Genomic DNA, 13,350 nt, shown 5'->3' with positions numbered 1-13,350 from the left:
TCACCTCTTTTTAAATTCACCGATTTTTTTCAACTCGGAATACCTTGCCATAATATCTGCTTCCTGTTCTGATCTAACTGCTACTAGAATGACCGTTGCCGGCCCCGCTGAGCAATCTAGATTTTCCACTTCTGAAAAATGGATCTGAAATTCGGAATCCTTTGTCATCAATTCCGCTTCATAGCGAATACCTTTTGAACCTACGGGCAACATATCTAAAACTCCAGACTCTGCTCTTAAGGCCTTTACCAAAGGATAGGAAAAAATAGTTTTGCGATTTTTCACAACCTGTTCGCCAACATAAGGCTGGCCTAATTGCATGAGACTGCAGGCTTCCTGCATTTCAAAATTTTGTTTGCCGGCCTTTGTCTCGGCGACCACTGTGATTCCGACACTGGTCGTTTTAGTAGGCATGTTTTCCTCTGTGCTGCCATTAAGGGGAATATTAGAAAGCTCAGCTTTAGCCAATTCATCCCTTATCCCTTTTAACATTCGTTCTCCAGTAGGAGCGTATTCATTACCGATCAAATCTATCACAGCAATCGGTTCTGCTCCATAGCATAATAATTCCATTAGGGGAACACGCAAACAAAAAGCGGCTGTTACTGCGGGATCAATTTCAACGGCATCGTGTTCCTTCTCTCCAATACCCGCACTAGAATCACAAGCGATCACCAGCCACTTTTCCTTTGAAACAGGTAAAATGGAAAGATCTCGGTATTCTTTTGTCAAACTCACAGGCCGATCACTCCTTATTCTTTGAAGGAAAAATTAGTTTAGTCGAAAGCGTCTGTTAATCAACTAAATTACCCTCACATAAATTCAACTCAAAAGTAGTATTAATGTCACAGAAAAGCGCCATTTTCTTGGTCAACTCTTCTCAATAAACAATCGTATAAATGCGGCATATCATAAATATCTGGCTGGATAGCCACATGCTGTTCTTTTTCTATTACTCTAGCTGTAACTGGTCCAATAGCGGCGATCGTTAACTGCGCCCAAAAATTTTCGGGCAACCGCTTAATTGTTCCAACTGTTTTGCTAAAAGAATTCCAAGCAGAAGGACTAGCAAACAATACATAATGGATGGTTTCATTTGTTATTAGTTGTCGTAACCGTTTTTGATCCTCTGAAAAAAACTCATTCCTGTAAATGACCTGCTCCAAAACTACATGTCCTTGTCTAGTTAAAGCATTATAGATTACACGCCGGGCTTGAAATGAATGTGGCCAAAAAACACGCTGTTTCGATCCTACAAGGCGAAGCCATTCCTCTACTAATCCTTCGGAAAAGCCTTCTTTAGGCTGAAAATCAACAGGATACCCCAGCTTTCGTAATGTTTTGGTCGTTTGATTGCCAATAGCCAGTATTTTGGCCTGACGATTCAATTGAGTAAAATCAAAATACTTCACGGCATTAACACTAGTGAAAAAAATCCAGTCATACTCATATTCCAAGCTTTGATGCGGTTGAAAAACCGTACGATTCATCGGAATAGCAACAACTTCCACACCTTTTTCTGCAAAGGCGTGCTGAATATTATTCGGCATACTTGCTTCTCTAGTGTATAAAAGTTTCTTTTTGATCGTTCTTACACTCCTCAATCAACGTAATTGCACCCTGTTGGATCAGATTAGCAGCCACCGCTTTTCCTAAAATCACCGGGTCATTCCCCTGAAGTGTCTCTTTTAAAATAATCTTTCCATTTTTGCTGCCGATCATTCCTGTTAGTTCATAAGAACCACTTTTCGCCTGACAGTAGGCTCCGACGGGAAAGGTACAGCTGCCATCCATACTATTTAAAAAAGCACGTTCTGCAGTTACTGCTATCGCTGTTTCTGAATGTTCCATGGCCTTCAACATCTGAAGGATTTCAGTATTATCTTTACGGCATTCCAAAGCAATTGCACCCTGGCCAATCGCCGGAAGCATGACTTCAGTAGATAGTTCTTGATGATAAACGGTTTGATCCAGCCCAAGGCGTTCTAATCCAGCTAGCGCTAACACAATCGCATCGTACTGGCCTTCAGTCATCTTACGGATCCGCGTGTCGATATTTCCTCGAATAGGTTGAATATCAAAATCTGGTCGTACATGCAGTAAATGTGCCTTTCTACGAAGACTACTAGTTCCAACAATGGCATTTTTTGGTAAAGTTTCTAATGTTTTCCCGTTTTCTCTAATAATCAGAGCATCTGTTGGTGAATGACGCTTCATTATACAAGCCAACGCTAATTCTTCGTGAATCGTGGTTGGAATATCCTTCAAGCTGTGGATCGCAAAATCAATGTTTCCCTCACGAAGCTGATACTCTAGTTCTCTTACAAAGCAGCCCTGTCCACCGATTGCCTGTAAGTTATGCGTTGCAAGATGATCTCCTTTTGTTTTAATTCTTACTAGTTCAACTTCCACTTCTGGATAATGTTCCTGAAAAATAGCTAACGTTTGTTTTGTTTGTGTCGTGGCCAATTTACTACCGCGTGTGCCAACTCTCAGCTTTTTCATTTTTTTCCTTCTTTCACTCGATGAGCTCATTTTTCTAGATCATTTCTTCCTGTTAAAAACAGGAGGACTGTTCTCATATAAGATTTCTGATTGCTCAGCTTGCCCATTGACCCAACGAGCTAAAGCAAAAAAATAGTCAGATAAACGATTTAAAAACTTTAACGCCTCTTCGTTAATTGCTTCATTGTATTCCAAGAGAGCTACTGCATTTCGCTCAGCTTCTCTGGTAAAACAACGGCAAAGGTGTAAATTTGCGGCTATCGTTGTACCTCCCGGCAATACAAATCGATCGATTTTGGGCGACTCTTCCCAATAAAAATCAATTTTTTCTTCCAACCAAGTAATGACCTGTGATTGAACCTTATAGGGACGTTTCTCTTCAGGTGTTGCAAAATCACTGCCGCAATCAAAAATCCACTGTTGGATCTGTACCAATTCTGTATGCAGTGATTCTTGTTGACCGAGAGAAGCTACAGTAATTCCAACTTGAGCATTTAATGTATCAATTGATCCATACGTTTGGACACGAGGAGCACTTTTTTTTGCTCTTCCCCCTCCGACCAATCTGGTGAATCCTTGATCCCCATAGCGCGTATAGATGTTCATACATTTGCCTCCTGATTCACAATTTGATAGATTTTTTCTAAATCAACATTCTCACGAACTAAATCAGCCAGCTTATCATACTGCTGATTTTTACACTCATGATACGGTAACGCAATTTTGTCAATTGGAAGTAGCCCTTTTTCAGCTCGAACCTGATTTAACAGTTTCCTTCGCCAAGCACTGTTATCAAAAACACCATGCAAGTATGTCCCGATGATTTTCTTATCTGAACTAACAGCGCCGTCTTCCTTCAAAATTGCTTGACCATTGGCGGAAATTATTTGAGCAAAATACTGCTGCTCGTGATTCTCTGATCTTCCCATGTGAATTTCGTAGCCGCTGATCGTCTCATCCTCGATGATTGCTTCTACTCTCGTAGTCGTTTTTTCTGCTTCAAAAAAGGTTTCTGTGTTCAATAGACCTAATCCATCGATACTGCCAATAGTCGATTCTACGTGATGGGGATCATGCAGTTTTTTCCCAAGTAATTGAAAACCTCCACAGATTCCAAAAATCATTTTTCCTTCGGCTTTTACTCGTTCAATCTCTTTCGCTAATCCAGATTGCTGCAAGTAGAGACAGTCTTCTAACGTATTTTTACTGCCAGGTAAAATGAGAATATCCGGACTGCCTAGTTGATCATTCGGAAAAACATACCGAACTGACACATCTGGCTCACTTTCTAAACTCTTAAAATCAGTAAAATTGGACATTTTAGATAGCCCAATTACAGCAATGTCTAAATCTTTCTGCGTATTATACATTCGGCTCACCTGTGATAAAGCCACACTATCTTCATCTTCAATATTTAATTGTGCATACGGGATGACCCCAACCACCGGAACATCAGTCAAGTCTTCGATCATTTTTAAGCCTGGTTCCAACAAGGCGATATCGCCGCGAAATTTATTAATGATAATTCCTTTAATTCGAGCGCGTTCTTCATGCTCCAGTAAATGAATCGTGCCATAAATTGAAGCAAAAACACCGCCCTTATCAATATCCGCTACTAAAAGGACCGGAGCATCGGCAATTTTTGCCATTCCCATATTTGCAATATCACGACTATTCAAATTAATTTCTGCTGGGCTACCTGCACCTTCAAGGACAATTACATCATTCTCTTCTAGTAACTCCTGATACAGATCAGATATTTTTTCTATCAGCTGAGGCTTAAAATCATGGTATTCCACAGCATCCATATCACAAAGGACTTTCCCATTAAAAATTACTTGCGATTTGCGATCAGAGGTAGGTTTTAATAAAACCGGATTCATTCGTGCATCTGGCTCAATTCCGGCAGCCTCTGCTTGGAAAACTTGTGCCCGCCCCATTTCCTTTCCGTCCAATGTGATATAAGAATTCAACGCCATGTTTTGTGACTTAAAGGGCATCACTTTCATTCCATCTTGATGAAAAATACGGCATAAGGCTGCCACCAAAATACTTTTGCCTGAATCCGAAGCAGTCCCCTGAATCATCAAGCTTTTTCCCATTTCCTTCACCTCGCTCTCATTTCTGTTTTCATAAACTCTTGTTGATTTTTCACTAGTGGAAAACCTAATTGCTGGTGAATCTTGACCAACCAAGGCTGCTCTAAGCCAGCAGTCTTAAGAATCTTCTCATCCAAAAATACTTGGTCAGTCGTTCCTTCTTTAATGATTACTCCCTTATCAAGAACATACAGATACTCGCAAACTTCATACATTAAATCCATATCATGACTAGAGAGAATAATTTTGGTTCCTTGTTGGATTAGCCGTGAGATAATCTCGATCATCTGTTGCCTGCCGGCTGGATCCAACCCTGCAGTTGGTTCGTCCAATAATAGCCATTTCGTTTTAAGCATTAAAACACTGGCGATCGCGATCTTTTTCTTTTGACCATAACTCAAGTATTGAACAGGTTTCTTTTTCAAATGTTCAATTTTAAGTAGAGTAAATACCTCATCCATTCTGGCTTGAATCTGTGCTGGTTCAATCCCTAAATTTTTTAGTGCGAACGCGACATCATCTTCCACAATCGAATAAAAAATCTGATGTTCAGGCTCTTGAAAAACAATTCCAACTTCCTGTCGATACTTGTACAGCGCTGTTTTTTTATAATTCAACGGTTTATTATCATAAATGATCTCGCCTTTGCTTGGTCGTAGAAGTCCTACGATCGCCGCAAACAAGGTTGATTTTCCTGAACCGTTTGCTCCTAAAACGCCAATCGCTCGATGATCGCTAAAATCCAAAGAAAGATGATGCAAGACATCTGCTTGATTTTCGTAACTGATGCATAAATCTGTTACCTTAAACACGTTAGCACCTTCTCTCATTTAGTAATTATAGTGGAAAATCACCATCAAAAAATTTCATTTCAAGCGAAAGAATCATCTTATTAAAACGATCAAATGTTTGAAAAAATAGAAGCTTAATCAGTACTCCTAGTGACTGATAGCTGTTTTTTAATCCTCTGAATCCAAAACGCATATCCTGCGCACGTTTAATAATTAGAAGTTCATCAATGAAAATAAAAATAAAACGATACATTAACATGGTTAATTCAATCAATAGCGCTGGAAAATGAGCTTTTTTCATAATCAATAAAATTTGGTGAAAAGGAACAGTTAAAATAAAAAAATAGGTACAGATCACACAACTAGCCGACCGAAAAAACAAGCGTGTTCCTAAATAAAGTGATGCTTCGGATATTCCTAGAAAATGATGAAATACTGGAATCTGAAAGATAAAATCTTTTGACTGTGAGCTAACGGAAAACAAGATTGTTAAGATACTAATCACAAGAAAAGGCGCTGGAACCAGTAGCCATTTGAAATACCTGCTTGCTCTCACTTTCGTAACAAAGATAGTTGCTCCACCAATAATGAGACTTATTAGCACTTGAACCATTGGCGGCGATAGAAAACAACTGATCAATAGAAAAAGATACAAACAACCTTTTATTCCTGGAGATAGATCAAGTAGCCGGTTTTCATAAGCAATCTTATCAATTAACAGCATTTTTATTTTTTCCTTTGTAGTAACCTAAAATATAGGTAATGATTCCTACACCTAAGCTTCCTTGAAGAGTAAACAATAAGCTTTCAATCTCTCCACTCTTAGGTTCTAATAATGAATTAAACCACGGTTCATAATCCGGATTAATTTCCGTAATAACGGTTTCTGCCTCGCCATCTGAACCGCCATATTCCCCGTTTTGATTGATCAATAAAGCCCCAACCATCAAAGCAGCTACTGCCAATAAAAGAATGATATTCAACCCTGTTTTTGATTTATTTTTTTCCATTGTTCAAAACCCCTCTTTCATGAAAAGGAAAGTTCGCTGAAATAAGATTATAAGCAACGACGGTCAAAAGCCCTTCGGCAATGGCAATTGGAATCTGAGTCATCATAAAGACACCTACAAATTTCATGATTGCTCCAAAAATACCTGATGAGGGATCAGGGAAAACTAGTCCTAGCTGAACAGAGGTGGTAAAGTACGTCGCTAAATCCGCAATAAACGCACACAAGAACAAACAAACAGACGTTGAAACGTTCGCTTTTTTCAGAAGCAGGTAAACGCCATAACCAACAAATGGACCAACGACTGCCATAGAAAAGGCATTTGCTCCTAAGGTTGTTATTCCACCATGAGCTAATAATAAGGCTTGGAATAATAAACAAATGGTTCCTAAAACACTGATCACTCCGGGTCCAAAGAGAGCCGTTCCAATCCCCACACCCGTCGGATGGGAGGTAGAACCCGTAACTGATGGGATTTTCAATGCTGATAAGATGAAAATGAAGGCACCACTAAAAGCTAACAGTACTTTGTTTTGTGGATTCTCAGCCACAGCTTTTCTGATACTGAATAATCCATAGAGAAAGAACGGAATGAATGCCGCATACCAAAACAAACACCAGCCAAGGGGTAAGAAACCTTCCATGATGTGCATCGCGTGTGCCTTTTGAGGGACAACTAGAATTAAAAGAAGCGCGACAAAGAGAATTTTTTTAACTGTTTTTACTTTCATCTTTTTACCTTCCTTTCAACGTTCTATTTTTATAAACAATCATGGTACTGAAATAGGAAAGGGAATCCTGCTCATCCAACTCATTTAGTCCAATCATAATTTTCTCTGACGACATTGAAGAATCACTGACCAATACCGTTTGTCCTAATAAATCTAGCTCCGTTAAAAGCTTTACTATTTTTGGCAGTGCAATCGAAACCTTCATTAAAATAACTGTAGAAATATTTTTTAAAGCGATTCGTAGTATTTCTTCATCAGCAGCCGCAGGTAAAACGGCATAACTCTCTTCATCAATTACCAAAGGAATCTGCAACTCATTAGAAATTTGGCAAAAAGAAGAAATGCCTGGAACTGTCTCTGTTTCTATTTGTTCTGTCATACGCTCTAACAAATAACTATAGGTACTATAAACCATAGGATCACCTAAAGTTATGAAGGCTACATTCAAGCCGCCCTTGACATCTGAAATGATTTCCTCAGCAATCTTGTCCCAAGCGTTTCGTTTTTCCTCCCAATTATTTACCATCGGGAAGTGACGTTGTTTGATTGTCAAGTCCTCTCTTAAGTAAGGAGTAACAATTTGTAAAGCGAGACTTTTCCCGGCCTTCTTGGGTTCTGGCGTATACAGGCAGTCAACCATTTGCAAAACTTCTTTTCCACGAATCGTTAATAAATCTGATGCTCCCGGTCCAGTCCCAACTCCATAAAATTTAGTCATTTGTCGATCCTTCCATCATTGCTGCTGCATGCTCACAAAATTGCTGTTGTATTTCCTGAAATTCACCCATACCACTAAGGTGCGCCTCAACAGTAAAACCAGCCTGTTCCAACTGAGATTTCCAAGAATCCTCTTCATCAGAAGCCATATCATTTGTTGCATGATCACCAGCCACCAACATTAATGGGTAAAGCTTGATCTTTTTATATCGGCTTTTTTTAAGTCGTTCAATCAATAAAGAAATTTCTGGATAGCTTTCCACCGCACAGATAAAGATTGGTTTTTCCAAAAGCATGTGATCAAGACAAGCGTAGACTGTAAAAGCTGAGTGTTGACTACCATGTCCCATCAAGACAAGTGCTTCATCATCCTTAAGATCAGCGGACAAGGTCTCTAGCCAAGCGACAACCTTTTGATAATCTTCAATACTGCTAAGTAATGGCTTCCCAACTTTGACAAGCTCTAGCTGATCCTTATAACGCATTGCTTGATGCAAAGCCTTAGAATATTCAATTCCAGGAATGATATGAAGGGGTTGAACATAGATTTCTTTATAGCCCTCAGCAATCAGTTTTTTCATCTGTTGATCTACCGTTAAAACCGTTACATTTTCTTGTTCTTTAATCTTTTTGATCACCTTATTGGAAGTAAAGGCGCGAAAAACTTCTAATTCAGGATATTTCTCTGCTAACTTTTCCTCTACAGCCCCAATTGTTTTTTTTCGTGTCTCTGGATAACTTGTTCCAAAACTAACAGCAATTAATGCAGGTTTCATCGCTTCATCTCCTCTTTTATTTTTTCTACGACTTGGTCAAATGTAGGTTCTGCCGTCTGAACCACAGAAAGCTGATAGCTATCGAAGACTGCTTTTGTCTTCTGCCCCATCACGATCACTTTCTTTTGCGCGACAGTCGCTAACTCCTCCTCACTTAATGCGGTTAGAAACAGGCGTGCTGCTTTTGAATTTGGAAAATACATCAGATCTGCCTTTTGCCAAAGATCAGGAATATCAACAGTGATTTTTTCCTCATGTGTAAGAAGTTTTTCAACTGGTAATTCACGATTTTTTACTTCTGCTAGTACTAAATGATCGCCTAAAAATAAGATGTTCGAGTCTTCTCCTAATTGCTGCATGCATTCCGTTAAATCTGGATAATTCATATCAGGTCGTATTCCGGCCTTTTCCAGAACCGATCCAGTGTGATGTCCAACAGAAATAAAATACCAGTCGGCTAATTTTCGCCAGTCAATTTCCTGTGTTTTCATTGCTCGAATAAACATTTCTACACTTAGTGGATCAGTGAAAACTACTTGTTGAGGCTTAGAAAAATCAATCGTCGTATCAAAAAATTCAGTACTACTTGGTGGTAGTTCGATAATTTCCGCGCCTAAATCTGTTAAACGACTCACCATACGTTTCTTTTTTGAAAATGAAACAGCAATACTGATTGAATACAAAGGTCGTTCTTCAAAGAAGTTTAGATCCTCTCTTCGTGTAACCACCTCGCCAATCACGATCAAACTAGGCGGCTGCAATTCAGCGGCACAGGCTTTTTCAAAAATTGTTTCTAATGTCCCAACTACTGTTTTTTGTTGTTTACGACTCGCCCATTGAATGATTGCCGCTGGAGTATTCTTATCCTTCCCATGAAGCATCAGCTGCTCGGTAATTTTCTTTAGTCCTGACATCCCCATTAGAAAGACTAAAGTTCCTCCAACCTTGGCCGCTGTCGCCCAATCAATTTCACGTTCTGAATTATTTAAATGCCCAGTATAAACATGAAAATCTGCTGCCAAATCTCGATGAGTAATTGGGATTCCGGCGTAAGCTAATCCCCCAATTGAAGAGGTAATTCCCGGAATGACTTCAAATAGGATGCCCGCTTGTTTCAAAGCCGCCCCTTCTTCTCCACCACGACCAAAAACATAAGGGTCACCACTTTTAAGTCGGACTACATCAAGGCCTTGTTGGGCTTTTTCGACCATGATTTCTTCAATTTTTTCCTGTGGAACAGGATGGTAATTGGGCTTTTTGCCTACGTAAATTTTTTCACAGGTCGCTTTACAGGAATTCAGAATCGCTGGATTAATCAAACGATCATAGACAATCACATCTGCCTGTTTGATTTTTCTCAATCCTTTAACGGTCAATAATTCTGGATCTCCCAGTCCTGCACCAATTAAGGCGATATGTCCAGTCATTTCATCGCTCCTTTTTTTTCGTTAACGATTGGTTCTTCTTGCTTGTATAAATTAGTCCTTCAATAGAAGAAAACTTTTCAGGATAGTCTAATTGTTCACGTTGAATGACAACACACGGAATATTTAGCTCTTTACAGGCTTCCGTTTTCTCAAGAAAACCACCCGCAAGACCGCTTTCTTTAGTAATCATTACCCCAGCCCGATTATGGATCAAAAGCTCGCGATTGAGTTCCTTAGAAAAAGGGCCCTTAAGTGCTTCGATATGACCAGTGGGTATCTCCAGCTTTTCAACTGCGTTTAATACCTCAACAGTTGGCAACACTCTGGCAACAATTCGTTCCTTAGGCAGATACTTTAAAAAATCCGCCAACGTCTTACTTCCAGTGGTTAAATAGATCTTGCCTGAATAGTTTAAAGCCTGTTCACAAGCAGCTTTTATTGATTGGACGGTGATCATCTCATCAGTAATCAGTGAAGGACGTTCAAATCGAAGATAATTAGTTCCAAGCTGAATACAAGCCGTCATGGCGTTTTTTGAAACCTCGATCGCATAAGGATGTGTGGCGTCAATCAGTTGAGTGATTTGATGTTTCTTCATGAATTCGATCATTTCTCTTGTACTTAGACGTCCCTTAACCACATTGCTTGTTACTGCTGTAGCCAAATTCTCTCCGTAATCCGATACAACAGATAAATAAAAAGCTAGATTCGCTTTATTTAATTCCTGCGCAATTTTTAAACTATCAGAGGTTCCTCCAAGTAACAGAATCATAATTGATAACCTCGAGGAGTAATCATTCGGCCATCCGATAGATAGGTTTCTTTATTTCCAACTAATACAACAGTCGTCATATCCACTAAGTTTTCGTCTACATCGCCTATTGAAGTAAAGATTGCCTGTTCTTTTTTGCGACCTACATCTTTAGCCAATCCGATGATTGTATCTTTTGATTTATATTGTTGAATAATTGCTAATGCCTTTGCTAAATGATCCGGTCTGCCTTTGCTTCGAGGATTATACAGGCAGATTACAAAATCGGCGCTGGCTGCTGCGTGAAGTCGTTTTTCAATCATTTTCCATGGTGTCATTAAGTCACTCAAGCTAATGTGGCAAAAATCATTCATTAGCGGAGCACCCAACAAAGCTGCGCCAGCAATACTGGCAGTAATTCCAGGAATCACTTTGACTTCAAGCTCTTCATCCATTTGACTGACAAGTTCTAAGACCAAGCCTGCCATCCCATAGACGCCTGCATCGCCACTAGAAATGACAGCGACATCCTTACCTGTTTTAGCTATCTCAATCGCTTTTTTACAGCGATCAATTTCTTGTTTCATTCCTGTACTGACAATTTCTTTTTCACCAACTAGCTCTTTGATTAAACGAACATAGGTCGTATAACCAACAATCACTTTCACCTTTTTAATAACTTCAATAGCTTCAAGTGACATCTTTTCCTTCTCGCCTGGCCCTAATCCCACAACGTATAGCATGTGTCGTCTTCATCCTTTCCCAATGCAAAGGTGACTCCCTTATTGGCGTAACGCTCAGTCACCACTTTTCCATTACTGGCTAAGTCAGCCGCTGCCAAACAAACACTTCCAACTCCTGTTACGTTTTTAACAAAAGCTGACTGCGGATATTTCTCTGAAACGGTTAATAATTCTGCTGCTGAATAGGTTTCAAAGGGAATCTCCAGCCATTCAGCTAATTGGCAGATTCCAGCTTCTTGTTGCTTAATATCGATACTAACGATTTTCTTAATACTGCGAAAATGGATGTTTACTGATTGACAAAAAGTAAGGTATTCTTCTTTGATGATTGAAAAATCAATTCCTTTTTTTGCTCCAATCCCTAATACATACCGTCTTGGCACAATCTGGATTATTTTTTCAGAACCTAGCTCTTCCTGTTTGTCAGAAATAAGCAGTATAGCTTCATAGGAATCAAATGAATCTCCTTCTTTGATCAAAGAAAGCCCCCGAAGATCGCTTACCCAGTTTTCCTGTTGGATCAAACCAACTGCTTGATGCTCTGCTAAGAGTCGATTGACCCTCTTAGTTGTCTCTTTGAAATCTGCATACCAGCCATTCAGCTCTTTGCTCAACAAATCAAGAGCCGTCACATTTTGTACATCCGTTGCAGTGGTAATCACCGGACAGCTGTTTAATTTCGCAGCAATCTCTAGTGTCAGCTGATTGCCGCCGCCAATATGACCGGATAAAAGACTGATCGTGTGCCGACCTTTTTCGTCTATTACAACAATCGCAGGATCTTTTCGTTTGTCCTCCAATACTCCTGCAATACTACGTACTACGATTCCAGTGGCCATGATGCAAATAAGCGCGTCATATTGATTGAATAATACCTGAATTCCTGTACTAAATTTCCCTGTCGGAAAAAGCAGTACTTCTTCATCCAATTTATCTTCTGAGACAAAGATAGGGGTTTCCTGATCCCATTTACCTCGAAGTTCTTTGGCTAATTGAATACCCGCTGAAGTCAAGGCTAAAATCGCTGCTTTACTCATTACGCTTCACATCACGGTACTCATGTTTGAAGGAGGCGTCATACAATTTGGAGTAGTAATACTCATCTCCCAAAAACTCTCCTACCATGATTAAAGCTGTTTTCGTAATATCTGCTGCTTCGATTTGCTCTGCGATCTTCTCTAATGTACTAACGATTTTCTTTTCTTCCGGCCAAGTAGCTTTATAAATAACCGCTACGGGCGTTGTCGGTTGATAACCTCCCGCTAGTAATTCGTCGACTACTTGCTTGATTCCTTGTACAGAAAGAAAAATCACCATTGATGTTTGATGTTGAGCAAAAGAGCGCAGACTTTCCTTATCTGGTACCGGAGTTCTTCCAGCCATACGAGTAATAATCACACTTTGAGAAACTTCAGGGACAGTATATTCCACGCCTAAGCTAGAGGCTGCGCCTAAAAAGGAACTTACACCGGGTGTACAGGTAAATTCGATCTTACGTTTTTTTAGTTCTTCAATTTGTTCACGAATTGAGCCATAGATAGAGAAATCACCTGTCTGTAACCGAATAACTTCTTTATTTTCTCGAACGCCGTGCGCCATTTCGTCAATGATTTCGGTTAGATCCATTGAGGCACTATTAAAAATCTTGCACTCTTCTTTGCAGTACTTTAGCAGTTCAGGATTCACAAGTGAGCCTGCATAAATAACAATATCTGCTGTTTTTAATAACTGATAACCTTTGAATGTAATCAGTTCAGGATCACCTGGTCCCGCACCGACAAAATGTACCTTCGCCATCTAC

At 39.7% G+C, this 13,350-nt stretch carries 16 protein-coding genes; all 16 read right to left on the bottom strand.

Features of this window, described 5'->3' with window-relative positions; all coding sequences use genetic code 11:
- The 16 genes from KQI58_RS04565 to KQI58_RS04490 all read right to left on the bottom strand — a co-directional run bounded on the left by KQI58_RS04565 (window position 1) and on the right by KQI58_RS04490 (window position 13,346).
- Window positions 1-738, bottom strand: coding sequence for an AIR synthase related protein (locus tag KQI58_RS04565; protein ID WP_216406866.1), 738 nt, complete (start codon window positions 736-738; stop codon window positions 1-3).
- A gap of 107 nt (window positions 739-845) precedes the next feature.
- On the bottom strand, window positions 846-1,550 hold the full coding sequence (locus KQI58_RS04560) for a uroporphyrinogen-III synthase (protein ID WP_216406864.1): 705 nt from the start codon (window positions 1,548-1,550) through the stop codon (window positions 846-848).
- Between the two features lie 10 nt (window positions 1,551-1,560).
- Window positions 1,561-2,505 (bottom strand): hydroxymethylbilane synthase, encoded by a 945-nt coding sequence (hemC, locus tag KQI58_RS04555; protein ID WP_216406862.1) that lies wholly within the window; start codon window positions 2,503-2,505, stop codon window positions 1,561-1,563.
- A gap of 39 nt (window positions 2,506-2,544) precedes the next feature.
- On the bottom strand, window positions 2,545-3,111 hold the full coding sequence (locus tag KQI58_RS04550) for a cob(I)yrinic acid a,c-diamide adenosyltransferase (protein WP_216406859.1): 567 nt from the start codon (window positions 3,109-3,111) through the stop codon (window positions 2,545-2,547).
- Window positions 3,108-4,592, bottom strand: a complete 1,485-nt coding sequence (locus KQI58_RS04545; RefSeq protein WP_437177494.1) for a cobyric acid synthase — start codon at window positions 4,590-4,592, stop codon at window positions 3,108-3,110. The genes KQI58_RS04550 and KQI58_RS04545 overlap by 4 nt, the downstream gene beginning before the upstream one ends.
- Before the next feature lie 20 nt (window positions 4,593-4,612).
- Entirely contained in the window at window positions 4,613-5,416 is an 804-nt protein-coding gene (locus KQI58_RS04540) for an ATP-binding cassette domain-containing protein (RefSeq protein ID WP_216406855.1), read from the bottom strand.
- A gap of 25 nt (window positions 5,417-5,441) precedes the next feature.
- Window positions 5,442-6,119, bottom strand: a complete 678-nt coding sequence (gene cbiQ, locus KQI58_RS04535) for a cobalt ECF transporter T component CbiQ (protein ID WP_216406853.1) — start codon at window positions 6,117-6,119, stop codon at window positions 5,442-5,444.
- On the bottom strand, window positions 6,106-6,405 hold the full coding sequence (locus KQI58_RS04530; RefSeq protein ID WP_216406850.1) for an energy-coupling factor ABC transporter substrate-binding protein: 300 nt from the start codon (window positions 6,403-6,405) through the stop codon (window positions 6,106-6,108). Before KQI58_RS04530 ends, cbiQ begins: the two co-directional genes overlap by 14 nt.
- On the bottom strand, window positions 6,392-7,135 hold the full coding sequence (locus tag KQI58_RS04525; protein ID WP_216406848.1) for an energy-coupling factor ABC transporter permease: 744 nt from the start codon (window positions 7,133-7,135) through the stop codon (window positions 6,392-6,394). The genes KQI58_RS04530 and KQI58_RS04525 overlap by 14 nt, the downstream gene beginning before the upstream one ends.
- Before the next feature lie 4 nt (window positions 7,136-7,139).
- On the bottom strand, window positions 7,140-7,853 hold the full coding sequence (locus tag KQI58_RS04520; RefSeq protein WP_216406846.1) for a cobalt-factor II C(20)-methyltransferase: 714 nt from the start codon (window positions 7,851-7,853) through the stop codon (window positions 7,140-7,142).
- Window positions 7,846-8,628, bottom strand: a complete 783-nt coding sequence (locus KQI58_RS04515) for a sirohydrochlorin cobaltochelatase (RefSeq protein ID WP_216406844.1) — start codon at window positions 8,626-8,628, stop codon at window positions 7,846-7,848. The genes KQI58_RS04520 and KQI58_RS04515 overlap by 8 nt, the downstream gene beginning before the upstream one ends.
- On the bottom strand, window positions 8,625-10,055 hold the full coding sequence (gene cobA / locus KQI58_RS04510; RefSeq protein ID WP_216406842.1) for a uroporphyrinogen-III C-methyltransferase: 1,431 nt from the start codon (window positions 10,053-10,055) through the stop codon (window positions 8,625-8,627). Before cobA ends, KQI58_RS04515 begins: the two co-directional genes overlap by 4 nt.
- 1 nt (window position 10,056) lies before the next feature.
- Complete coding sequence (gene cobK, locus KQI58_RS04505) at window positions 10,057-10,827, bottom strand: precorrin-6A reductase (protein ID WP_216406840.1); 771 nt, start codon at window positions 10,825-10,827, stop codon at window positions 10,057-10,059.
- A complete protein-coding gene (gene cobJ / locus KQI58_RS04500) occupies window positions 10,824-11,549 on the bottom strand; it encodes a precorrin-3B C(17)-methyltransferase (RefSeq protein ID WP_216406838.1) in 726 nt (241 codons plus the stop codon). Before cobJ ends, cobK begins: the two co-directional genes overlap by 4 nt.
- Window positions 11,528-12,586, bottom strand: a complete 1,059-nt coding sequence (locus KQI58_RS04495) for a cobalt-precorrin 5A hydrolase (RefSeq protein WP_216406836.1) — start codon at window positions 12,584-12,586, stop codon at window positions 11,528-11,530. Before KQI58_RS04495 ends, cobJ begins: the two co-directional genes overlap by 22 nt.
- A complete protein-coding gene (locus KQI58_RS04490) occupies window positions 12,579-13,346 on the bottom strand; it encodes a cobalt-precorrin-4 methyltransferase (RefSeq protein WP_216406834.1) in 768 nt (255 codons plus the stop codon). Before KQI58_RS04490 ends, KQI58_RS04495 begins: the two co-directional genes overlap by 8 nt.
- Window positions 13,347-13,350 lie beyond the last annotated feature (4 nt).

Origin of the sequence: Enterococcus raffinosus, from assembly GCF_018917525.1 — a bacterium.
In the GTDB taxonomy this organism is placed as follows: domain Bacteria; phylum Bacillota; class Bacilli; order Lactobacillales; family Enterococcaceae; genus Enterococcus_A; species Enterococcus_A raffinosus_A.
This window is presented reverse-complemented; position numbering and strand designations above follow the sequence as displayed.

Excerpts from the sequence above, each read along its gene's own strand:
- KQI58_RS04560 (WP_216406864.1), bottom strand. The coding sequence starts at position 1,550 with ATGCCGAATAATATTCAGCACGCCTTTGCAGAAAAAGGTGTGGAAGTT.
- hemC (WP_216406862.1), bottom strand. The coding sequence starts at position 2,505 with ATGAAAAAGCTGAGAGTTGGCACACGCGGTAGTAAATTGGCCACGACA.
- KQI58_RS04550 (WP_216406859.1), bottom strand. The coding sequence starts at position 3,111 with ATGAACATCTATACGCGCTATGGGGATCAAGGATTCACCAGATTGGTC.
- KQI58_RS04545 (WP_437177494.1), bottom strand. The coding sequence starts at position 4,592 with ATGATTCAGGGGACTGCTTCGGATTCAGGCAAAAGTATTTTGGTGGCA.
- cbiQ (WP_216406853.1), bottom strand. The coding sequence starts at position 6,119 with ATGCTGTTAATTGATAAGATTGCTTATGAAAACCGGCTACTTGATCTA.
- KQI58_RS04530 (WP_216406850.1), bottom strand. The coding sequence starts at position 6,405 with ATGGAAAAAAATAAATCAAAAACAGGGTTGAATATCATTCTTTTATTG.
- KQI58_RS04525 (WP_216406848.1), bottom strand. The coding sequence starts at position 7,135 with ATGAAAGTAAAAACAGTTAAAAAAATTCTCTTTGTCGCGCTTCTTTTA.
- KQI58_RS04520 (WP_216406846.1), bottom strand. The coding sequence starts at position 7,853 with ATGACTAAATTTTATGGAGTTGGGACTGGACCGGGAGCATCAGATTTA.
- KQI58_RS04515 (WP_216406844.1), bottom strand. The coding sequence starts at position 8,628 with ATGAAACCTGCATTAATTGCTGTTAGTTTTGGAACAAGTTATCCAGAG.
- cobA (WP_216406842.1), bottom strand. The coding sequence starts at position 10,055 with ATGACTGGACATATCGCCTTAATTGGTGCAGGACTGGGAGATCCAGAA.
- cobK (WP_216406840.1), bottom strand. The coding sequence starts at position 10,827 with ATGATTCTGTTACTTGGAGGAACCTCTGATAGTTTAAAAATTGCGCAG.
- cobJ (WP_216406838.1), bottom strand. The coding sequence starts at position 11,549 with ATGCTATACGTTGTGGGATTAGGGCCAGGCGAGAAGGAAAAGATGTCA.
- KQI58_RS04495 (WP_216406836.1), bottom strand. The coding sequence starts at position 12,586 with ATGAGTAAAGCAGCGATTTTAGCCTTGACTTCAGCGGGTATTCAATTA.
- KQI58_RS04490 (WP_216406834.1), bottom strand. The coding sequence starts at position 13,346 with ATGGCGAAGGTACATTTTGTCGGTGCGGGACCAGGTGATCCTGAACTG.